At 66.1% G+C, this 21,156-nt stretch carries 19 protein-coding genes; 11 read left to right on the top strand and 8 right to left on the bottom strand.

The genetic code is table 11. The features are described from left to right. Positions 1-373: 373 nt before the first annotated feature. The 3 genes from HNR60_RS14795 to HNR60_RS14785 form a co-directional block, all read right to left on the bottom strand. A complete protein-coding gene (locus HNR60_RS14795; RefSeq protein WP_184258763.1) occupies positions 374-1,561 on the bottom strand; it encodes an acetyl-CoA C-acyltransferase in 1,188 nt (395 codons plus the stop codon). Next, positions 1,558-3,243: a dicarboxylate--CoA ligase PimA gene (gene pimA, locus HNR60_RS14790; protein WP_184258760.1), complete on the bottom strand. Its 1,686-nt coding sequence runs from the start codon at positions 3,241-3,243 to the stop codon at positions 1,558-1,560. The genes HNR60_RS14795 and pimA overlap by 4 nt, the downstream gene beginning before the upstream one ends. 409 nt (positions 3,244-3,652) lie before the next feature. Further along, positions 3,653-5,749 (bottom strand): 3-hydroxyacyl-CoA dehydrogenase NAD-binding domain-containing protein, encoded by a 2,097-nt coding sequence (locus HNR60_RS14785; RefSeq protein WP_184258758.1) that lies wholly within the window; start codon positions 5,747-5,749, stop codon positions 3,653-3,655. A gap of 139 nt (positions 5,750-5,888) precedes the next feature. Between HNR60_RS14785 and HNR60_RS14780 the strand changes: the two genes are divergently transcribed. The 6 genes from HNR60_RS14780 (at position 5,889) to HNR60_RS14755 (ending at position 11,661) form a co-directional block, all read left to right on the top strand. Further along, positions 5,889-6,758 (top strand): IclR family transcriptional regulator, encoded by an 870-nt coding sequence (locus HNR60_RS14780; protein WP_184258756.1) that lies wholly within the window; start codon positions 5,889-5,891, stop codon positions 6,756-6,758. 57 nt (positions 6,759-6,815) lie between these two features. Continuing rightward, entirely contained in the window at positions 6,816-7,616 is an 801-nt protein-coding gene (locus HNR60_RS14775; protein ID WP_184258754.1) for an ABC transporter ATP-binding protein, read from the top strand. Beyond that, positions 7,613-8,323 carry an ATP-binding cassette domain-containing protein gene (locus tag HNR60_RS14770; protein WP_184258752.1) on the top strand — a complete coding sequence of 237 codons (711 nt, stop codon included), beginning with the start codon at positions 7,613-7,615 and terminating at the stop codon, positions 8,321-8,323. Before HNR60_RS14775 ends, HNR60_RS14770 begins: the two co-directional genes overlap by 4 nt. Positions 8,324-8,343: 20 nt before the next feature. Then, positions 8,344-9,222, top strand: a complete 879-nt coding sequence (locus tag HNR60_RS14765; protein WP_184258750.1) for a branched-chain amino acid ABC transporter permease — start codon at positions 8,344-8,346, stop codon at positions 9,220-9,222. Between the two features lie 3 nt (positions 9,223-9,225). Continuing rightward, positions 9,226-10,242 (top strand): ABC transporter permease subunit, encoded by a 1,017-nt coding sequence (locus HNR60_RS14760; RefSeq protein ID WP_184258748.1) that lies wholly within the window; start codon positions 9,226-9,228, stop codon positions 10,240-10,242. 195 nt (positions 10,243-10,437) lie between these two features. Next, on the top strand, positions 10,438-11,661 hold the full coding sequence (locus HNR60_RS14755; protein WP_184258746.1) for an ABC transporter substrate-binding protein: 1,224 nt from the start codon (positions 10,438-10,440) through the stop codon (positions 11,659-11,661). A gap of 18 nt (positions 11,662-11,679) precedes the next feature. Here the strand turns inward: HNR60_RS14755 and HNR60_RS14750 are convergent, their stop codons facing one another. Beyond that, entirely contained in the window at positions 11,680-12,243 is a 564-nt protein-coding gene (locus HNR60_RS14750) for a DUF3124 domain-containing protein (RefSeq protein WP_184258744.1), read from the bottom strand. Between the two features lie 48 nt (positions 12,244-12,291). Between HNR60_RS14750 and HNR60_RS14745 the strand changes: the two genes are divergently transcribed. Continuing rightward, complete coding sequence (locus HNR60_RS14745) at positions 12,292-14,016, top strand: cation:proton antiporter (RefSeq protein ID WP_184258742.1); 1,725 nt, start codon at positions 12,292-12,294, stop codon at positions 14,014-14,016. Between the two features lie 302 nt (positions 14,017-14,318). Continuing rightward, on the top strand, positions 14,319-14,588 hold the full coding sequence (locus HNR60_RS14740) for a GlsB/YeaQ/YmgE family stress response membrane protein (RefSeq protein ID WP_184258740.1): 270 nt from the start codon (positions 14,319-14,321) through the stop codon (positions 14,586-14,588). A 197-nt stretch (positions 14,589-14,785) separates the two neighbouring features. On the opposite strand, the gene HNR60_RS14735 is transcribed toward HNR60_RS14740, so the two are convergent. The 3 genes from HNR60_RS14735 to HNR60_RS14725 form a co-directional block, all read right to left on the bottom strand. Continuing rightward, positions 14,786-15,538 (bottom strand): ParA family protein, encoded by a 753-nt coding sequence (locus tag HNR60_RS14735; RefSeq protein WP_184258736.1) that lies wholly within the window; start codon positions 15,536-15,538, stop codon positions 14,786-14,788. 297 nt (positions 15,539-15,835) lie between these two features. Further along, positions 15,836-17,263: an alginate export family protein gene (locus HNR60_RS14730; protein WP_184258734.1), complete on the bottom strand. Its 1,428-nt coding sequence runs from the start codon at positions 17,261-17,263 to the stop codon at positions 15,836-15,838. A 254-nt stretch (positions 17,264-17,517) separates the two neighbouring features. Continuing rightward, a complete protein-coding gene (locus tag HNR60_RS14725) occupies positions 17,518-18,417 on the bottom strand; it encodes a LysR family transcriptional regulator (protein ID WP_184258732.1) in 900 nt (299 codons plus the stop codon). A gap of 118 nt (positions 18,418-18,535) precedes the next feature. Between HNR60_RS14725 and HNR60_RS14720 the strand changes: the two genes are divergently transcribed. The 3 genes from HNR60_RS14720 (at position 18,536) to HNR60_RS14710 (ending at position 20,720) form a co-directional block, all read left to right on the top strand. After that, positions 18,536-19,195 (top strand): pyridoxamine 5'-phosphate oxidase family protein, encoded by a 660-nt coding sequence (locus tag HNR60_RS14720; RefSeq protein WP_184258730.1) that lies wholly within the window; start codon positions 18,536-18,538, stop codon positions 19,193-19,195. Between the two features lie 339 nt (positions 19,196-19,534). After that, positions 19,535-20,251 (top strand): imm11 family protein, encoded by a 717-nt coding sequence (locus HNR60_RS14715; protein ID WP_184258728.1) that lies wholly within the window; start codon positions 19,535-19,537, stop codon positions 20,249-20,251. Positions 20,252-20,396: 145 nt separating this feature from the next. Then, on the top strand, positions 20,397-20,720 hold the full coding sequence (locus tag HNR60_RS14710; RefSeq protein ID WP_184258726.1) for a YkgJ family cysteine cluster protein: 324 nt from the start codon (positions 20,397-20,399) through the stop codon (positions 20,718-20,720). Positions 20,721-20,732: 12 nt separating this feature from the next. Here HNR60_RS14710 and HNR60_RS14705 read toward each other — a convergent pair whose 3' ends face one another. Continuing rightward, complete coding sequence (locus HNR60_RS14705) at positions 20,733-21,137, bottom strand: hypothetical protein (protein WP_184258724.1); 405 nt, start codon at positions 21,135-21,137, stop codon at positions 20,733-20,735. Positions 21,138-21,156: the final 19 nt, after the last annotated feature.

Raw genomic sequence — 21,156 nt, 5'->3', positions numbered from 1 at the left:
CCCCCCCCCCCCGCGGGGGGGGGGGGGGGGGGGGGGCCCGCGGCGGGGGGGGGGGGGGGGGGGGCCCCCCCCCGCCGCGTTCTGCCGAAACGCCCCCTCACCCGACCCGGCTTCGCTCCGCTTCGCCGGGTCGACCTCTCCCCGCCTGCGGGGAGAGGTGAAGTCAGTGCTTGTGTCGGCGCTGTGCCTGCCCCACGATCTTCGCAAAACCGGCGCGCCCGATTAGTTCTGTCATTCCGGGATGCACCCCAGACGGCAAGGCCGGCTGGGGTGCAGGCCCGGAATCCATACTCCCTGTGGGGGTTATGGATTCCGGGCTCGCTCGCAGCTTGCGCTGCTCGCGCCCCGGAATGACGCATTCTGTTGCGCGTGCTTACTGCACGATCTCGAACAGACCGGCCGACCCCATGCCGCCGCCGACGCACATGGTGACGACCGCGTACTTCGCCTTGCGACGACGGCCTTCGATCAGCGCGTGGCCGGCGAGCCGCGCGCCGGACATGCCGTAGGGATGGCCGACCGCAATCGCCCCGCCGTCGACGTTGATCTTGTCCGGATCGATGCCGAGCTTGTCGCGACAATACAGCACCTGCACCGCGAAGGCTTCGTTGAGCTCCCACAGGTCGATGTCCTCGATCTTCAAGCCGTGGCGCTTGAGCAGCCGCGGCACCGCATAGACCGGGCCGATGCCCATCTCGTCCGGCTCGCAGCCGGCGGACACGAAGCCGCGGAAGATGCCGAGCGGCTTCAGGCCCTTCTGCGCGGCGAGCGTATCGCTCATCACCACGGTGGCGCTGGCGCCGTCGGAAAGTTGGCTGGCGTTGCCGGCGGTGATGGTGAAGCCCTCGCCGCGCACCGCCTTCAACGCCGCCAGGCCTTCCGCCGAGGTGTCCGGGCGCGGACCTTCGTCCTGCGACAGCGTGATATCCTTGAACGACACCGCGCCGGTGGCCTTGTCGACCACGCCCATCTTGGTGCTAATCGCAGCGATCTCGTCGGCGAACTTGCCGCCCTGCTGCGCCGCCGCGGTGCGGCGCTGGCTTTCCAGCGAATACTCGTCCTGGCGTTCGCGCGAAATGCCGTAGCGCTTGGCGACGACTTCGGCGGTGTCGAGCATCGCCATGTAGACGTCGCCCTTGATCGCCTGCAGCGCCGGATCGACGGCGTGGAAGGTGTTCATCTTGTCGTTCTGCACCAGGCTGATCGACTCGCCGCCGCCGGCGACCGCGATCTCGACGCCGTCGAACAAGACCGAGCGCGCCGCGAGCGCGATCGCCTGCAGGCCGGAGGCGCATTGCCGATCGATGGTGGTGCCGGCGACCGACACCGGCAGCCCGGCGCGCAACAGCGCCTTGCGGGCGATGTTGCCGCCGGTGGCGCCCTGCTGCAAGGCGGCGCCCATCACCACGTCCTCGACCTCCTTGGGGTCGATGCCGGCGCGCTTCACCGCGTGCTCGATGGCGTGGCCGAGCAAGGTCGCGCCCTCGGTGGCATTGAGCGCGCCGCGATAGGCCTTGCCGATCGGGGTGCGCGCGGTGGAAACGATAACGGCCTCGGTCATGGGCGACCTCCTGTGGTGATTTGTTGTTGTTGAGTTGGGACGTTGGGTTGCTTGGCGCGCAGTTCGTGGCGCGACAATTTGCCGACCGGGGTGCGCGGCAATTCGTCGACGAATTCCAGCGCCGCCGGCAGTTCGTGCTTGCCGAGCTTGCCTTTGAGAAATTCCCGCAGCGCGTCGACGCTGAACGGCGCGGCGCCGCCGCGCAGCTTGATGAAAGCTTTCGCCGCCTCGCCGCGATACTGATCGGGAACGCCGATCACGATCACTTCCTGCACGCTGGCGTGTTCATAGATCGCCTGCTCGATCATCTGCGGATAGACGTTGAAGCCGCCGCAGATGATCATGTCCTTCTTGCGGTCGACCAGGAAGAAGTAGCCGTCGCGGTCCATGGTGCCGATGTCGCCGGTGAGAAAGCGGTCGCCGACAAACGCCTCCGCGGTCTCCTGCGGCCGGTTCCAGTAGCCGCGGGTCACGTTGGGGCCGCGGATCCGCAACTCGCCGACCTCGCCCGCCGGCAAAGGCTTGGTGCTGTCGTCGAGCGACACCACGTCGAGTTCGATGCCGGGCAGCATCAGCCCGATCGAGCCCGGCTTGTCCGGGCCTTCGAGCGGATGCGAGGTGCCGGGCGAGCAGGTCTCGGTCATGCCCCAGCCGCTCTTCAGCGTCAGCCCGGTCTTGCGCTCGAACACTTTGGCGACCTCGACCGGCAGCGGCGCGCCGCCCGAGCCGCAAGTCGCCAGCGACGACAGGTCGCGCGCCTCCAGCGACGGATCATTGGCGAGCGCGATCCACATCGTCGGCACGCCGGGAAACACCGTGGCGCGCTTCTCCTCGATGTCGCGGAAGATCGCCGCGACGTCGAAGCGCTGATGCAGCGAGATCAGGTCGCCGTTGCTGAGCGAGCGCAACAGGATCACGGTCAGCGCGTAGATGTGGAACAGCGGCAGCACGCAGATCACGCGTTCCACCGTGTTGCGCGCGGCGCGGTCCTTGGCGCCCCACAGATCGTAGATCGAAACCGCCGCGGTGAGATTGCCGTGGCTGAGCATCGCGCCTTTCGGCAAGCCCGTGGTGCCGCCGGTGTATTGCAGCACGGCGACGTCGTCGGGCGTAAGCGCCGGCCATTGCGCCGGCAGCGGCACATCTTTGGTGAAATCGGCGTAGCGGATGATGCGCGGATCGTCGGGGATCGGCGTATGCGGATTGCCGACCCCGCCCCAATGATCGTCCTCGCAGACGATCAGCCGGTCGAGCAGGCCGGCCGCGAGAAATTTCAACGCCATCGGCAGCAGCGCGGCAAGATCAGTCGTGATCAGGATCCGCGCGCCGGAATCGCTGAGCTTGTGCGACAGCGCGCGTTCGCCGTCGAGCGGCGACAGATGCACGACGCGGGCGCCGGCCTTCAGCGTGCCGAAGAAATTGATCGGATGATCCGGCAGGTTGCCGAGATAGAGCCCGACCGAACAGTCCTTGCCATAGCCGGCGCGTAGCAGCGCCGCCGCCGCGGTCTCGACCAGCGCTTCGAGTTCGGCGAAGCTGATCGCGCGGTCGCGAAATTCGATCGCCGGCCGCGCGGCGTATTTCGCCGCCGCGGTTGATAGCAGATCGGGCAGCGTACCGCGCGCAACCGGCGCGTCCCAGGTGAGCCCCGCGGGATAGAATTGTTCGCCGGGATGGGTCATGGGCGATGGGCCCCTTCGACTCCAAGGTGATGGGCCTCTTCGACTCCAAGCAGAGCCTTTCCGTTCCCTCCCCCCTTGCGGGAGAGGGGCAGGGAGGGGGGTAAACCACAAGCACTGCGACTCGAAGACCCCCACCCCCGCCCCCTCCCCGCAAGGGGGAGGGGAGCAGTGTGGCGACTCCACGTCGTACCGACTTGTGCGTTGCGCTTGACACGGAGCACGGCGAGCTCCCTCGCCCCGCTTGCGGGGAGAGGGTTGGGGTGAGGGGGCGATGCGGCAGGACGAGACGGCGCGACACATCGCAACGCCCCCTCACCCGACCGGCTTCGCTTGCGGTCCGCCGGTCGACCTCTCCCCGCAAGCGGGGAGAGGTGAGGCAGTGCTCGGAGCGCAGTCCGCAAATCTCCCATCACGCGGCTTTCGCCCGCTGCGTCAGCGTGGCGAAGCTGCCGTCCTCGGCGGCGAGCCGTGCGAGCAGCGGTGCCGGCTCGAGCGTGGGATCATTGGTCGCCTTGGCGTAGTACGAAAGCCGCTCGGCGATGTGCTTGAGGCCGACGCTGTCGGCATAGAACATCGGGCCGCCGCGATAGATCGGCCAGCCGTAGCCGTACAGCCAGATCACGTCGATGTCGGAGGGCCGCGCGGCAATCTTCTCTTCGAGAATCCGCGCGCCTTCGTTGATCATCGGATACATCATCCGCTCGAGGATCTCTTCGTCGGGCACCTCGCGGCGCTTCAGGCCGAGCTTGTTGAGCGTGTCGTTGATCAGCGTCTCGACCTCGGGATCGGGCAGCGGCGCGCGCGAGCCGGCTTCGTATTTGTAGTAACCCTTGCCGGTCTTCTGGCCGAACCGGCCGGCCTCGCACAGCGCGTCGGCGATTTCCGATTTGATGCCGCGATCCTGCCGCGAGCGCCAGCCGATATCGAGCCCGGCGAGATCGCCCATCGCGAACGGCCCCATCGGCATGCCGAACTTGGTCACTACGGCGTCGACCTGTTGCGGCAGCGCGCCTTCGAACAACAGCTGTTCGGCTTGCTTGCCGCGCGCCGCCAGCATGCGGTTGCCGACGAAGCCGTCGCAGACCCCGACCACCGCCGGCACCTTGGCGATTTTTCGCGCGATCGCCACCGCCGTTAGCAGCGCGTCCGGCGCGGTCTTGTCGGCGCGGACGATCTCGCACAGCTTCATCACATTGGCCGGCGAGAAGAAATGCATGCCGAGCACGTCTTCCGGCCGCTTGGTGACCTGGGCGATCTCGTCGATGTTGAGATAGGAGGTGTTGGAGGCCAGCACCGCGCCGGGCTTGGCGTAGGCGTCGATCGCGGTGAACACTTCCTTTTTCACCGCCATGGTCTCGAACACCGCCTCGATGATCAGGTCGGCGTCCTTGACGTGCTCGAGCCCGACCACGCCATTGATCAGCGCCATGCGCTTGGCGGGCGCGTCGGCGGGGATTCCTCCCCGCGCCGCGGTGGAGTCATAGTTCTTCTGCATCACGCCGAGGCCGCGCTTCAACTGCTCCTCGCCGGTCTCGATCAGCGTCACCGGAATCCCGGCGTTGGCAAACGACATCGCGATGCCGCCACCCATGGTGCCGGCGCCGATGATGGCGACGCGCGTGACCGGCCGCGGCTTGGTGCCTTCCGGCACGCCGGACACCTTGGCGGCTTCGCGCTCGGCGAAGAACGCGTAGCGCTGCGCCTTCGACTGTTCGCCGGTGACGAGCTTCATGAAGCCGTCGCGTTCCTTCTTCATCCCCTCGTCGAACGGCAGGTCGATCGCGGCGGCGACCGCGTCGGCGGCGGCGAACGGCGCTTCCAGCCCCCTCGCCTTCTTGGTCATCGCCGCCACCGCCTGGGTGAAGATCGAGCGATCCGCCTTGGCGGCCTGCAATTTCGAATCGTCGTCGCGCAGTTTGCGCAGCGGCCGGCTCTCCGCCAGCACCTTGCGGGCAAAAGCTTCGCCGCCCGCGGCGGTGGCCTCGACGATCTCGTCGATCAGGCCGTGCTCGAGCGCAACTGCTGCGCCGATCGGATCGCCGCCGACGATCATCTTCACCGCGAGCTCCGGGCCGACCGCGCGCGGCAGCCGCTGCGTGCCGCCAGCGCCGGGCAACAGCCCAAGCTTCACTTCCGGCAGGCCGAGCTTGGCGTCTTTTACCGCGACGCGGAAATGACAGCCGAGCGCGACTTCGAGCCCGCCGCCGAGCGCGGTGCCGTGGATCGCGGCGACGATCGGCTTCGGCGAATTTTCCAACTCGGTGATGACGTCGCCGAGGCCGGGCGACTGCGGCGGCTTGCCGAATTCGGTGATGTCGGCGCCGGCGATGAAGGTGCGGCCGGCGCAGGTCAGCACGATCGCCTGCACTTCGGGATCGGCGATCGCCTGCTTGACGGATTCGGAGATGCCGCGACGCACCGCCGCGCTGAGCGCGTTGACCGGCGGACTATCCACCGTGACGATGGCGATCGCATCATGGCATTCCAGCTTGACGACGTCAGTCACGCAACTCTCCTTGTGCTATTTCCGTGTGTCGTTTTTTGTTAATTTCGCATTGCGAAATTTAATTCCACATCTTGACAGCGAGGGTTATTTTGAAGAGCGTCGCTTGTCAACGTGATCGATCCAATCGATACGGCAGGGCATGAAACGTCCAGGCAAAAAGGTGGCGACCGATCGCAACTTCGTCGTCGCGTTGTCCCGCGGCCTCGATGTGCTGCGGGCATTTCATCCCAATGATGGGCTGCTTGGCAACCAGGAGATTGCCGCGCGCACCAATTTACCCAAGCCGACGATTTCAAGGCTGACCTACACGCTGTGCAAGCTCGGCTACCTGACCCCGGTTCCGCGCTTCGAAAAGTACCAACTGGCGCCGGCGGCGCTGGCGATCGGCTATGCGGCGCTGGCAAATCTCGGCCTGCGGCATTTGTCGGAACCGTTCCGCGAGGAACTGATGCGGCAGACCGGCGGCGCGGTGGCGATCGGCGGCCGCGACCGCCACAGCATGATCTATTTCGGCCAGGCACGCTCCAGCCTCACCGTCGGCGTGCAGCTCGACGTCGGCTCGCGGGTTCCGATCGCCACCACCGCGATGGGACGGGCCTATATCTGGGCGCTGCCCGACGACGAACGCGCCGCGTTGCTGCGCGACCTGCGCGAGCATTACGGCGCGAGCCGCTTCGCCAAGATGAAGGACGGCATCGAACGCTCCGGCGAGCTGGTCGCCAAGCGCGGCTTTGCGATCTCGGCCGGCGAATGGCAGGACGACGTCCACGCCGCCGGCGTCTCGCTGAAATTGAACGACGGCACCGGGCCCTACGCATTCAATTGCGGTGCGCCGGCATTCCGCTTCACGGAAGATCGGCTGCTCAACGACATCGGCCCGCGCCTGGTGGCGATGGTCCGCAACATCGAAGCGGCGCTCGGCGGCCAGGTCGCGCCGCCGACAAAAAAGCCCGACAGCAAGAAAGCCAAGCCGGGAGGCAAAGGTGCGCGCGTGGTCGAGGGGATCTGATAGCCGGCAGCGCCTGAGGCGCGAGCGCAACGCCGGGCCGGCGCGGCGCGGCCGCGGATGAGCCCGCGGGCCGCTGCCGCGAGGACGCGCGCGCCGCTGGTTGCGGTGCGCGAGGTCAGCGTGGCGTTCGGCGGCATCAACGCGCTGAACGGCGTGTCGTTCGACATGCAGCAAGGCCAGATCCTCGGCCTGATCGGACCGAACGGCGCCGGCAAGACGACGCTGTTCAACTGCCTGTCCCGGCTGTACCAGCCCTGCCGCGGCGACATCCTGCTCGACGGCGACAGCATCCTGAAGCGCCCGGCGCACAAGATCGCCGAAATCGGCATCGGCCGCACCTTTCAGAACGTCGCGCTGTTCGGCAATCTCAGCGTGCGCGACAACGTCCGGGTCGGCGCCCATGCGCGTAGTTCCAGCGACATCGTTTCGGATGCGCTGCGGCTGCCCTGGGTGCGCCGCGGCGAAGCCAAGACCAACGCGACCGTCGACGAGATTTTGGACTATCTCGCGCTGCATGAAGTCGCCGACCTCGCCGTCGCGGGGCTGCCGTTCGGCACCCAGAAGCGCGTCGAGCTCGCCCGCGCGCTCGCAGCAGAGCCAAAGATCCTGCTGCTCGACGAGCCCGCCGGCGGGCTCAACCATGAGGAGGTGTTTTCGCTCGGCGCGCTGATCCGCCGCATCCGCGACGAACGCGGCGTCAGCGTGCTGCTGGTCGAGCATCACATGGGGCTGGTGATGTCGATCGCCGACCACGTGGTGGCGCTGAATTTCGGCAGGAAGCTCGCCGAAGGCCCGCCCGGCGCGGTGCAGAACGATCCCGAGGTGATCAAGGCCTATCTCGGGAGCAAGCAGCCGTGAGCGCGCTGCTCAGCGTCAAGGATCTGCGCGCCTATTACGGCCCGGTGCAGGCGCTGCACGGGCTCGACTTCGCGCTGCAACAAGGCAGTCTCACCGCCCTGCTCGGCGCCAACGGCGCCGGCAAGACCACGACGCTGCGCGCGATCTGCGCCATGGTGCGCGCCACCGGCGCGATCTCCTTCGACGGCACGCCGCTCGCCGGCCGCGCCACGGAAAACATCGTCCGGCTCGGCATCGCCCATGTGCCGCAGGGCCGCGGCACCTTCGCCACCATGAGCGTCGCGGAAAATCTGCAGCTCGGCGCCATCAGCCGCGGCGACAACAAGATCGGCGCCGACATCGAGCGGATGTACGGACATTTCCCGGTGTTGAAGGAGCGTCACCGTCAGCAGGCCGGCACGCTCTCCGGTGGCGAACAGCAGATGCTGGCGGTGGCGCGCGCGCTGATGCTGCGGCCGCGGCTGTTGCTGCTCGACGAGCCGTCGTTCGGCCTCGCGCCTCTGGTGGTGCGCGAGCTGTTCGGCATTCTCGGCAAGATCAACCGCGACGACAACGTCACCATCCTGGTGGTGGAGCAGAACGCCGAACTGGCGCTGGCGCTCGCCGACCAGGCCTACGTCATCGAGACCGGACGCATCGTGATGGCGGGACCGGCCGCCGAGATCGCCGCGAACCAGGACGTCCGCAAATCCTACTTAGGCTATTGAGGGCACTCGAGGGGGCGGCCATGGAGCTACTCGGCAACCAGATCCTGGCCGGCGTCGCCACCGGCGCGATCTATGCCTGCATGGCGCTCGCCGTGGTGATGATCTTCCAGGCGATCGATCAGCTGAATTTCGCACAGGGCGAGATGGCGATGCTCTCAACCTTCGTCGGCTGGCAATTGATGCAATGGGGCGTGCCGTATTGGGGGGCCTTCGCGCTGACGCTGCTGCTGTCGTTCGCCGGCGGCGTCGCGATCGAGCGGCTGTTGTTCAAGCCGCTCGCCGACGCCCCGATCCTGACCCATGTCGCCGGCTTCATCGCGCTGTTGGCGATCCTCAACTCGGTCGCGGGACAGACCTGGGACTTCACCATCAAGCAATTCCCGACGCCATTCGGCTGGTCGCCGTTTCTCGGCAGCAAGCTGATCTCGACGCATCAGGCCGGGATGATCGGCGTGACTTTGGTGCTGCTGGCGCTGCTGTACGGCTTCTTCCAGTTCACCCGCATCGGGTTGGCAATGCGGGCGGCGGCGTCCATGCCGGAGTCCGCGCGTCTGGTCGGCATCAACACCTCGTGGATGGTGGCGCTGGGCTGGGGCATGGCGAGCGCGATCGGCGCCATCGCCGGCATGCTGATTGCGCCGGTGGTGTTTCTCGAGCCGAACATGATGGGCGGCGTGTTGATCTACGGCTTCGCCGCCGCGGTGCTCGGCGGACTGTCGAGCCCGCTCGGCGCGGTGGTCGGCGGCTTTCTGGTCGGCGTCTTCGAGAACCTCGCCGGCACCTACATCCCGGGCGTCGGCAACGAATTGAAGCTGCCGATCGCGCTGGCGCTGATCGTCACCGTGCTGGTGCTGCGGCCGCACGGCCTGTTCGGCCGCGCCGTCGTCAAGCGGGTCTGAGCGGTGAGCGCGCTGCAGGACCTCGTCACCGACGTGGCCGCGGTGCCGGCGACGCCGACCAAGAGCCTCAGGCTCGGCATGCTCGCCTCGCTGGCGGTGCTGCTGCTGTTGCTCGGCGCGCCGCTGCTGCTGAAGAGCTTCGTCATCTTCCAGATCACCATGGTGCTGATCTACGCCATCGCGATCCTCGGGCTGAACATCCTGACCGGCGGCTCCGGCCAGGTCTCGCTCGGCCACAGCGCGTTCTACGCGATCGGCGCCTACTCATCGGCGATCCTGATCGAGCATTACGACGTGCATTACGGGCTGACGCTGCCGGTCGCGGGCGTCGTGTGCTTTGCGTTCGGCTTCCTGTTCGGGCTGCCGGCGCTGCGGCTCAGCGGCGTCTATCTGGCGCTCGCCACCTTCGCGCTCGCCATAGCGATGCCGCAGCTGTTGAAGCTCAGCGTGTTCGAGCGCTGGACCGGCGGCGTGCAGGGCCTGGTGGTGACCAAGCCGGACGCGCCGTTCGGGCTGCCGATCTCGCAGGACGTCTGGCTCTACGGCGTCACGCTGGCGATCGCGCTCGCGGTCTATCTGACGGCGGTCAATCTGCTGACCTCGCGCTCCGGCCGCGCGATGATGGCGATCCGCGACAACGAGATCGCAGCCTGTGCGATGGGCGTCGACGTGGCGCTGTACAAAACGCTGGCGTTCGGCATCTCGGCCGGCATCACCGGCGTCGCCGGCGGGCTGGGCGCCATCGCGGTGCAGTTCGTGGCGCCCGACAGCTACACCATCCAGCTCGCCATCGCGCTGTTCGTCGGCATGGTGGTCGGCGGCGTCGGCTGGCTGCCGGGCTCGCTGGTCGGCGCCGGCTTCATCGTGTTCGTGCCGAATCTCGCCGAGGGCATTTCCAAGGGATTGTCGGGTGCGGTGTTCGGGGTGATCCTGATCCTGGTGATCTTCCTGGCGCCGCACGGCGCGCGGCAGATCGCCACGCGCGTGCAACACTGGATGCACAGGCTGCGATCAAAATAACCGGGAGCGGCGTGAGCATGGAAACGCGGCGTGTGAGTTCGTCATTGCGAGGAGCTCTTGCGACGAAGCAATCCAGCGGCCCCGTGCTGGACGCCCCTGGATTGCTTCGCACAGCGCCGACCCGTTGGCTCGCAATGACGAAGAGAGAAACCTGGTTTCAAGAGGATCAGTCAACGAACCTCAAGAGGAGACGACATGATATCGATTCAGACCCTGCGTTGCGCCGTTCTCTCGACCGCGTTGATCGCCCTCACCGCCACCGCCGCGCTTGCGCAGAAGAAATACGACACCGGCGCCAGCGACGCCGAGATCAGGATCGGTAACATCCTGCCCTATTCGGGGCCGGCCTCGGCCTATGGGGTGATCGGCCGGATCGAGGCCGCCTATTTCAAGATGCTCAACGAGCAAGGCGGCATCAACGGCCGCAAGATCAATTTCATCAGCTACGACGACGGCTACAGCCCGGCGAAGGCCGTGGAGCAGGCCCGCAAGCTGGTGGAGAGCGACGAGGTGCTGTTCATCGCAGGCGCGCTCGGCACGCCGTCGAATTCGGCGATCCAGAAATACATGAACGCCAGGAAGGTGCCGCAGCTGTTCGCGGCGAGCGGCGCCACCAAATTCGGCGATTACAAGACCTTCCCCTGGACCATGGGCTGGCAGCCGGCCTATCAGAGCGAGGGGCGGATCTACGCCGCCCACCTTTTGCGCGAGAAGCCCGACGCCAAGATCGCGGTGCTGTATCAGAACGACGATTTCGGCAAGGACCTGCTGAAGGGGCTGAAGGACGGGCTCGGCGACAACGCCGCGATGATCGTCGCCGAAGACAGCTACGAGGTCGCCGAACCCAGCATCGACAGCCACATCGTCAAGCTGAAGTCGAGTGGCGCCGACGCCTTGGTGTCGATCACCACGCCGAAATTCGCCGCCCAAGCGCTGAAGAAGGCCGCCGAGCTCGACTGGAAGCCGACCTACTTCCAGAGCAACGTCGCCTCCTCGGTCGGCGGCGTGCTGAAGCCCGCCGGCTTTGCGATCGCGCAGGGCGTGCTGTCGGCGAACTACGCCAAGGACGGCGCCGACGCGCAATGGGACGACGACGCCGGCATGAAGAATTTCTACGGCTTCCTCGCCAAATACGCCCCCGACGCCAACCGCGCCGACGGCGCCGTGGTGTACGGCTATGGCCACGCCCAGACCGTGGCGCAGGTGCTGAAGCAGGCCGGCGACAATCTGACCCGCGACAACATCATGAAGCAGGCGGCGAACCTCAAGGATTTTGCGCCCGACACGCTATTGCCCGGCATCACCATCAACACCAGCGCCAGCGATTTTCACCCGATCGAGCAATTGCAGATGATGCGCTTCGAAGGCGAGACGTGGCAGCTGTTCGGCCCGATCGTCACCGCCGAGATCGGCGGGTGAGGTTTAGGGCCCCGCCGGCTACTTGCCGACGCTGCGGATCGGGCGGCCCTGGCTGATGAAGGCGTAGTGGCCGTTGGCGATCGAGCCGATCGTCAGCGCCTCCACCACCGGCTCGGCGATCTCGCCGGCCGCCGCCCAGTCGACCACGAAATTGGCCCCGGTGCCGCCGCGCACGTCGGTGGCGGCGATGAACGCTTCGATGGTCGAGAACGGCTTCAGCGCCACCGGCGCCTTCAGATAGTTTTCGACCAGCTTGCCCGCGGTGTCGAAATAGCCGACCCGCCGGATCACCAAGGGCTTGGTCTCGGAGGCGTTGTGGATGCTCAGCGTCACCGAGAAATCGCCGCGCAACCGGCCGTGGCTCATCGACACGCTGGAATAGGCCGGCACGTAGAACGCGCCGCTGGCGCTCAGCGGCTCCGACGGCAGCGCGGTGAGCGAGCCGGCAAAGCTCTGCTCGATCGGCGGCGCGCTCTGCGCATAGCTCGCCGGGACCGGCAGCAGCGCCAGCAGGCCGAGCGCCGCCAGGCCGTGCCGCCAGGCGCGGCGTGGCGCGCCCGGAATTAATGCTTTGACCGACATGGCTGCGCCCTTACTGTGGGAGTCCGAGGATCGATCAATGGCCACCCTATGCACGAACTCATTCGCGATATCACCCTGTGCATCCTGTTTGCATGGATGCTCGGACTTCTGGCGCATTTCTTCCGGCAGCCGCTGATCCTCGCCTATCTTATCGCCGGCTTCCTGATTGGTCCATTCGGCTTAAAGTGGGTGAAGTCGCAGGAGTCGATCGCGATCATCTCCGAGCTCGGCCTGATCTTCATGCTGTTCATGATCGGGCTGGAGATCGACCTCAAGAAAATCGTGCGCGCCGGCCCGGTGATCCTGTTCGCCGCCGGCGGGCAATTGCTCGGCGGCGCGCTGCTCGGGCTCGTGCTGTTCGCCGGCATCGGGCTGTCGCTGGCTGCCGGGTTCGACGCGATCTATCTGTCCGTCGCCTGCGCGCTGTCCTCCACGGTGATCATCGTCAAGGTGCTGTACGAGAAGCGCGAGCTCGACACCCTGCCCGGCCGCGTCACGCTCGGCGTGTTGGTGCTGCAGGACGTCTTCGCGATCCTGTTTCTGGCGGTGCAGCCGAGCCTCGGCAATCTGCAGATCGGCGTGTTCCTGCTGTCGATCGGCCGCGTCGGCGTGCTGGTCGTGACCGCGCTGGTGCTGTCGCGCTATCTGCTGCCGTGGCTGTTCCACCGCATCGCCCGGACGCCGGAGCTGGTGTTGCTCGGCGCGCTGGCGTGGTGCTTTCTGATCGGCGAGATCGCCGAACAGCTGCATTTGTCGCGCGAGATGGGCTCCTTGGTCGCCGGCGTCTCGCTGTCGACCTTTCCCTACGCGCTCGACGTCACCGCCAAGGTGACGACGCTGCGGGATTTCTTCATCACGCTGTTCTTCGTGGCGCTCGGCATGACGATTCCTGTTCCCAATCTCTCGGTGATCGGGCTTGCGCTGTTGATCGCCGGCTTCACCGTGGCGAGCCGGCTCGTCACCACCTTCGTGCCGCTGTATCTGATGAAACAGGGGCTGCGCGCCAGCCTGCTGCCGGCGATCAATCTGGCGCAGATCTCGGAATTCTCGCTGGTGGTGATCCAGACCGGCGTCGTCGCCGGCCACATCCAGACCGCGACCGCGAGCGCGGTGTCGTTCGCCTTCGTGATCCTCGCGGTGCTGTCGACCTTCGTGATGGTGCGCAGCGACGCGCTGACCCGCCGGGCGATCCCCGCGCTGAAGCGGCTCGGGCTGCGCGACCTCGACCACGGCCGCGACGCTGAGGCCGCGGAGACCGGCGGCCACGGCGCGGCGCGGCGCATCGTGCTGCTCGGCTTTTTCCGAGCAGCCTCCGCGCTCGTCGCCGAGATGGAACGGCAGAACGTCTCGCTGTTGAAAGAGATCACCGTGGTGGATTTCAATCCGATGGTGTTCCGCACTCTGGCGGACCGCGATGTCCACGTGATCTATGGCGACATCAGCAATGTCGACACGCTGCTGCACGCCGGCATCGGCCACGCCGAGATCATCATTCTCAGCGTGCCGGATTCGCTGTTGAAGGGCGCGACCAACGAAAAGCTGGTGCGCCACGTCCGCTCGCTCAATCCGGCGGCGAAGATCGTCGCCACCGCGGATCTGTTGGCCGACGTCGATCAGCTCTACGCCGCCGGCGCCGACTACGTCACGGTGCCGCGGCTATCCGACGCCCACGAGCTGTTCAGCGTGATCGAGGCCGCCGACCAGGAGCTTCTGGCCGACAAGCGCGCCGAGATCGACGCCCGGCTCGGCGAACGCCGCGAAGTGCTGCCGTAGTCCGCATTGCCAAATGCCGTCATTCCGGATTGCGAGTTCGAAGAACGAGCAAGTCCGGAATCCATATCCCCTACAGGGGGTATGGATCCCGGGCTCGCTCGCAGCTGAAGCCGCTCGCGCCCCGGGATGACCAGTCACATTTTGCAGCGAGCGCCGACTGCCGGCGGCGGCCATTCAGCATAATTAGTTCCGTCACGGAACTCTGCCCGGCGCGCCGACTTGTCGTGCACCGTACATACGTTGCGGCAATATCGCGACCCGTCGATCTGCGACCTCGCACAGCCCTCCAAAGGAACGCCGCCATGCATCTGTCCAACGAAAGCCTTCTGGTCATCGTCTTTGTCGGCATCGTCGCCGGCTGGCTCGCCGGCCTGATCGTGCGCGGCACCGGCTTCGGGTTGATCGGCGACCTGATCATCGGCGTCGGCGGCGCGCTGCTCGCCAGCCTGCTGTTTCCCCGGCTCGGCCTGCATCTCGGCTCGGGCCTGGTGTCGGCGATCATCTATTCGGCGATCGGCGCGGTGCTGCTGCTGCTGATCGTCCGGCTGATCCGCGGCCGCGGACGATTCTAGCGCGACGCCGTCACCCTCGGCAGACAAAGCAATGGCCGGACCGCTTGCCCGGTCCGGCCATTTCGTCGCCGGGTCTGCCCCAAACCGCAGTGAATTCTAGAGCAGGATGACGTTTCGGCGAAACGCCATCCTGCTCTCGCTTTTCAACTGAGTATGATCTCATCCGAAAACCGGGATCCACTTTTCGGGATCATGCTCTATTCGGCGGTGGCGACGATCTCGTCGGCCGCCGCGTCGAGCTGATACGACGCCGGCGTGATGTCCGGCGACGGCTGGAATTCGATCAGGATGTCGTGGGTCAGCGCCGGCGCCTCGACGCCGAGCCGCGTTTCGATCCACTGCCACAGTCCGCGGATCTCGTCGGCCGATTTGCCGCCGGGCGCATATTCCGAGACGGCGAGGCCGAGTCCGAGCGCATCCTGATGGTCGTTGCGCATCACGATATAGGGCAACGCCAGCACGCCCGCGGCATCCAGCGCGGCCTCGTCGGCGAGCGCGGTCGCCGCATGGGCGATGCGCTGGCCGCGGCACGGGGTCTGGTTCAGCACATAGGCGAACGGCCGGTCGCAGCCGCGGATCGCCGCCAGCGTCGCAGCGGTGGCCTCGACGTCGGCGACGCTCGGCCGCACCGGAATGAGGCAGAGATCGGCCGAGGCCAGCGCCGCGTCGGTCAGCGCGCTGAGCCCGCCCGCGGTGTCGATGATGGTCAGCGTCACCCCGGCGCGCTCGAAGGTTGCAAGGCGCTGCGCCAATTCGTCGGCCGCCGCCAGCGTCTCCACCACCGGCTGCGCATTGTCGCGGCGACGGCGCCAGTTCGACAGCGTGCCCTGCGGGTCGGTTTCGATCAGCCGGACCGCGTGGCCCTGCTGCATCGCGGCGAGCGCCAGCCCGATGGCCAAGGTGCTCTTGCCGCTGCCGCCCTTTTGGGTGGCCAGAACGATGGTGTGCATGATGAGTCCTTTGAATTGGTGATTGCGAAACACGCGATTGACGCGGCATTCCAACCAATTCTTGGCTTGGACCTTCGGGGTCGATCTGCAGACTTTGGCACGATCGCGCCGCCCGAATCGGCAACATCCATACGATGCGGCAATTTGCCGGGTAGCGCTAGTGAGTACGATTACTTGTTATGACGACTACTTGTCAGCAGATAGCGCTTAGCACCCGGATGAACGCGGATACTCCACGCGTAGCGACCGCCCTCGCCCACACAACGCTGCCGGCGAAGCGCTGCCGGCGAGAACTTTTCACCACCGCGCCATCAGTTGCAGCCGATAATAATCGAAGTCGCGACCGCCCGCCGCGACCACATAGCTGCCGGCATAGACGTGCGAATACAGCGCGTGGAACTGCAGGAACCTAGAGACGTCCCACACCGCGTCGAGCTGGGCGATCTGGGCGACGTCGAGCGAGGCGGAGTCCTTCGCGGTGATCATCGTGTTGGACGGACCATAGACGGAATCCGCGATCGTCGCCTTGCGCAGCACGTTCCAGCTTGCCCCCAGCGTCAGCTTAGGGCCGACGAACAGCTGCAGATAGGGCTGCCAATTGATCAGGTTGGAGACCGAGATCAGCGACATTTCCGACACGATGCTCGCCGCCGGATAGGCCGCAACGAAGGTGCGGAAGGTGGCATCCTTGAGGTTGGAATCCCCGGAGCCGTAGTGCGCGCGCAGCCCGAGCTTCGGCACCACACGCGCACCGCCGAGCGCGACCGCGGCGAAGCGCTGGCCGAGATCGGCGTAGGCACCGACCGCGTCGATGCTGGCGGTGCCGAAGCTGCCGCCCTGCTTGGCCGCCTCGGCCGCCATCTCGAAGCCGCGCCACTTGAACGCCAGCCGGCCGCCCGCGGTCCAGCGGTCCTCGGGCGCGGTGCCGCGGCGATAGCCGGCGCTGTCCTGCTGCTTGGCGTAGCCGTAGAGATCCAGCGTGCCCGGCAGCCCGAGCGGCGATTTCAACGTCAAGTAACCGCCGCGAAACGCCTCCGCGCCGTTGGTCGTGTCGTCGAACAGCCCGTCCATGATCTCGACCGGCCGCGCCGCGAAGCCGCGCAGCGTCAGCGCGGCGTCGTCGTATTCGGCGAGCCCGCCGTCGAAGGTGCGGCGCAGATTGGTCGGATCGCGCACCGCGAGCCAGCGCGACGGGCCGAGCCACAGCTCCTGCCGGCCGCCGCGCAACGTCAACTTGCCGTCGCCGGCCGGCAGCGTCGCATCGACAAAGCTGTTGCGCAGATCCGGGCTGCTGCGATCGAAGGCGCGCTGCACCGGGCGGCCGTCTTCGGTGGCGGCATCGAACTGCACGAAGGCGCGAAACGCATTCCAGTGCAGATCGACGTGCTGCAGCACCCGCTCCTGGCTGGACGCCCAGGCATGGCCGCTGCGGCCGATGCCGAACAGATAGCGATCGTAGCCGTCGAGCCGATAGCGCACCTCGCCGCCGAGCGACAGAAAGGCGCCGCTCCAGCCGGCGATCGGGATGTATTTCAGGGCCTCCCAGCCTGATAATTGCTTGCCGGCGAGGTCGGCGTAGTCTTCCTGCCAGCGATACAATTTGAACGCGGCTTTGCGTTCGGTGCCCTCCGGCTCGTCCTGCGCCTTGACGGCGCCGCCGCCGCACAGCCACGCCAACGTCGCCAGCGCGGCGCTGGTCCTTGTTATCCAGTGACTGAGCTTCAAGCAGGTCCGCCATTGCCGAGAGGAAGTGACCGGCGAATTGTGCGGGCTTCGGCGTCAGCGATAAAGTGCTGATTGCCGAACGCGGAGCGATTGCGGCTATTCGACGCGCACGCGACGGTGATAACAACTCCGGATGCTAACAACTCATCGAAATGCCGCCTCGTTCGCGCTGCGTTGCAGCAGCAAACCCTCGTCGATCCGCGTGATAACGGTAATGCAATCCGCAGTAATTTGCGCGGTGCGATACAACGACTTCAGCGCGCGCCGAACCGCCAATTCGCTGTCTCGATCACCAGATCGATGAAGGTGCGCACCTTGGCCGACAATAGCCGCGAGGTCGGATAGACGATGTGGATCGGCAAAGGCGGCGGTTCGTATTTGCGCAGCACCACTTTCAATCGCCCGGCGGCGAGCCCGTCCGCGGCCTGATAGGCCAGCACGCGGGTCAATCCGCCGCCCTGCTCGGCGTGCCAGATCGCGGCGTCGGCGACGTTGGTGGTGAAGCGCGGCGTGCAACTGATGCGGATCTCGCGGCCGGCCTCGCTGAAGCGCCATTCCGGCGCCGCCGCCAGCGCGCCGAACTGGATGGTGTCGTGCTTGGCCAACGCGGCCGGCGTCTTCGGCACGCCGCGCGCCGCGAGATAGTCCGGCGACGCCACCACGATGCGGCGCATGTCGCCGACCGCGCGCGCCACCAGGCTGGAATCCGGCAATTGCCCGATGCGGATCGCGCAGTCGACGCCGTCCTCGACCAGGTTGATGACGCGATCGGTCAGCCGCAATTCGCCGGCGACGTCCGGATAGCGCTTCAGCCAGGCCGAGATCAGCGGCGTGACGTGGACGCGGCCGAACCCGACCGGCGCCGACACCACCAGCCGCCCGGCCGGCTTCGTGCGCTCGGCCTGCGCCGAGCCTTCGGCCTCCTCGACGTCGGCGAGAATGCGCCGCGCCCGCTCCAGATAGCGCGCGCCGACATCGGTCAGCGTCACCGAGCGCGTGGTCCGCTGCAACAGCCTTGCGCCGACGCGGTTTTCCAGCGCCGCCACCAGCCGCGTCACCGCGGACGGCGACAGCCCGAGCTTGCGCGCCGCCGGCGCGAAACCCTGCAGGTCGGCGACTGCCACAAAGGCGGTCATGGCGTCGAGACGGTCCATGGAGCTATTTCATATCCTGCAACAATGAAGTGTCAATCCGCCTGATTGCTTCATTCCGCCGCCCGGCCATATTGACCCCACGAGGCGCCCGGCGGCGCCGGAATCGGGAGGACATCCGATGAGTGAGGTTCTGAGCGCTTCCAGCGACGTCGCTTTCACGCCCGCGGTGAAGGCGATCCAGACCCGCAAGGGCTCGCGCGACGGCTACGCGCAGGTCGAGCGGCACGGCGGCTGGCGCAGCGCGGTCGATGATCAGCTGGCCCACTTTCTCGCGGCGCAGACCAGCTTCTTTCTTGCCACCGCATCCGCCGACGGCCAGCCCTATATGCAGCACCGCGGCGGCCCCGCCGGCTTCATCCACGTGCTCGATCCGCACACTCTGGCGTTCGCCGATTACAGCGGCAACCGGCAATACATCACCCAGGGCAATCTGTCGGAAAATCCCAAGGCGCATATTTTCGTGATGGATTACGTGCACCGCCGCCGCATCAAGATCTGGGGCGAAGCCCGCGTCGTCGAGGACGATGCGGCGCTGCTGCAGACGCTGATGCCGCAGGGCTACAAGGCGCGGCCCGAACAGGTGATCGTGTTTACGATCAAGGCCTGGGACAGCAATTGTCCGCAGCATATTCCGCAGAAATTCGACGCCGCCGACGTCGCCGCGGCGCTCGCCGCGCGCGACGCCCGGATCGCCGAGCTCGAAGCGGCGCTGGCGGCGGCGCAGCCGATATCGACCGCGCAGCCGGCGTCGGGTGAGTCAGGCGCCGTTGCGCCGTAACCGAGCTTCGTGAGCCGCGATCCGGAGCCGGCGGGTTACGCGCTGCGCGCTAACCCGCGCTACTACGCGCTGATACCAAATCAGGCTGCTTCGCCACGATGATGCCAAGTCCACTATCTTGTACCATCGGTTGACGACGCAATTGCTCCCCGGCCGGCATTACTTGAGTACTTCTCTGCGTTTTTTCGTCGCAATCGCTGAGATTCCTGTTGCGTCATCGCCGAAAAAGAGGTGGTTACTAGGCGCATTCGTGTCGATGGATTTATCCGAAACGCGATTGCTGCATGCGCTCCGTTTCGGACCTCGAAAGTCCACGACCTTCGGTAGAAGGATCGCCTGATGGCTTGGATGATGACGGTCGAGATGCACGTTCGGTCGCCGAAGTTTGACTTCGACGAGCTCGATCGATTGAAGCTGTTCAAGGACCGAAGCGGCCGCACAATGGAGAGGGGGATTCGCTTCGATGGCGTCCCGCCAGTCAACCTCACGGCGCGACAGCAAGACACGAAGAAGTTTTGTGACGCATTCCACATTATCGGATTCATATGTGTAAGCGAAAAGTTTCGCGAAATTATCGAGGGGTTTGAACCAAACGCGCATCAGTTCTTTCCGATCACGCTTGAAGCGAAGGACGGCACGCGCCATGCAGGGCCTCAGTACTACATCTTCAATCCATGCGCGGTCATCGACGCCTATCTCGATGTTGGGAATGCGCCGGGTTGGCCGGAATTGCGGAATCTTCATCGCCCCTACCGAGCCGGCTACGAGGACGTGGCGCTCAGTTCCCAAGAGATTGCGGGACGTCACGTTTGGATGGGCGGGTTCTTGGGTGCAGGGAATCTCTTTGTGTCGGATGCCCTCCACGCCAAACTCGTGAAAGAGAAAATCCGCTACTTGTGGTTCAGGCCCCTGAAGGAGCGCGATGCTCCATGGAATGCCGAGGCTGAAATGCCAATGGTGCTGGCTTGGCTGGAAGCTGATCCGGCAAGAGTTCAAGACTTGATCAATCGGCGACCTGATTGGGTCAGAAAGCATCGGGCCGACTGGATGCTCTAGGGGCGGATTGCGGACGACGCGGCGTAACGGAGGGGCAATGGCATTTCCCCCAGCAAACCGATCACCAGAGGCGCGGACAGTAATCCGAGTTGCGCGGGGTCGCACACGTCTATCGCCACGCCGCGCTTCGCGCTAAAGCGCTGGCATGACCAGCGACACCCTGCCCCCCGCGGAGAGCCCGTGCCAGCCCTGCGGCGCCTGCTGCGGCTATTCGGAGAATTGGCCGCGCTTCACCACCGAGGACGACGCCGCGCTCGATCTCATTCCGGAGCAGTTCGTCAATGCCAAGCTGTCGGGGATGCGTTGCGACGGCGACCGCTGCAGCGCGCTGACCGGGCAGATCGGCGTGGCGACGGCGTGCGGGATCTATCAGTTGCGGCCGGAGGTGTGCCGGACCTGCCAGCCGGGCGATCCGGAATGCGCCATGGCGCGGCGGCGCTTCGGAATGGCGCCGCTCGCCCTAGCCTAGCCGGCCGTTCGCTCAGGCCGTCGCCGCGTGACCGTGATCGTCGTCGAGGTCGTGCATGACCTGCGGGAAACTCGACAACGGCTTGGTCGACAGCGTGATCGGCTTGCGGTGGCCGGAATAGGCCGCCGCGGTCGGCCGAAACGACTTGGCGTCGCGCGACAGCGCGTACAGCGTCGACCCGACGCGGCCGCCGAGCTGGATCAGGTCGCGCTCCTCGCAACTCGAGGCGATCGACAAGGCCAGCGAATGCAGATGGCTGCGGCGGTAGCAGAACAGCGCCAGCATCGCCCGAACCTCGGACGAGACGCTTTCTACGAGTTGCGGAAGTCCGCTTTCGCTGGCGCGATACATCTCGCCCAGCAGATCCTCGCGGACCGGGCAGAAATCGTTCTCAAACGCTTCTCGGCTGGACCACATGAGCTTTTCTCCACAACCA

The sequence above is a fragment of the Rhodopseudomonas rhenobacensis genome (assembly GCF_014203125.1).
In the GTDB taxonomy this organism is placed as follows: domain Bacteria; phylum Pseudomonadota; class Alphaproteobacteria; order Rhizobiales; family Xanthobacteraceae; genus Rhodopseudomonas_A; species Rhodopseudomonas_A rhenobacensis.
The sequence above is the reverse complement of the archived record's forward strand: the minus strand, read 5'-3'. Positions and strand labels throughout refer to the sequence as shown.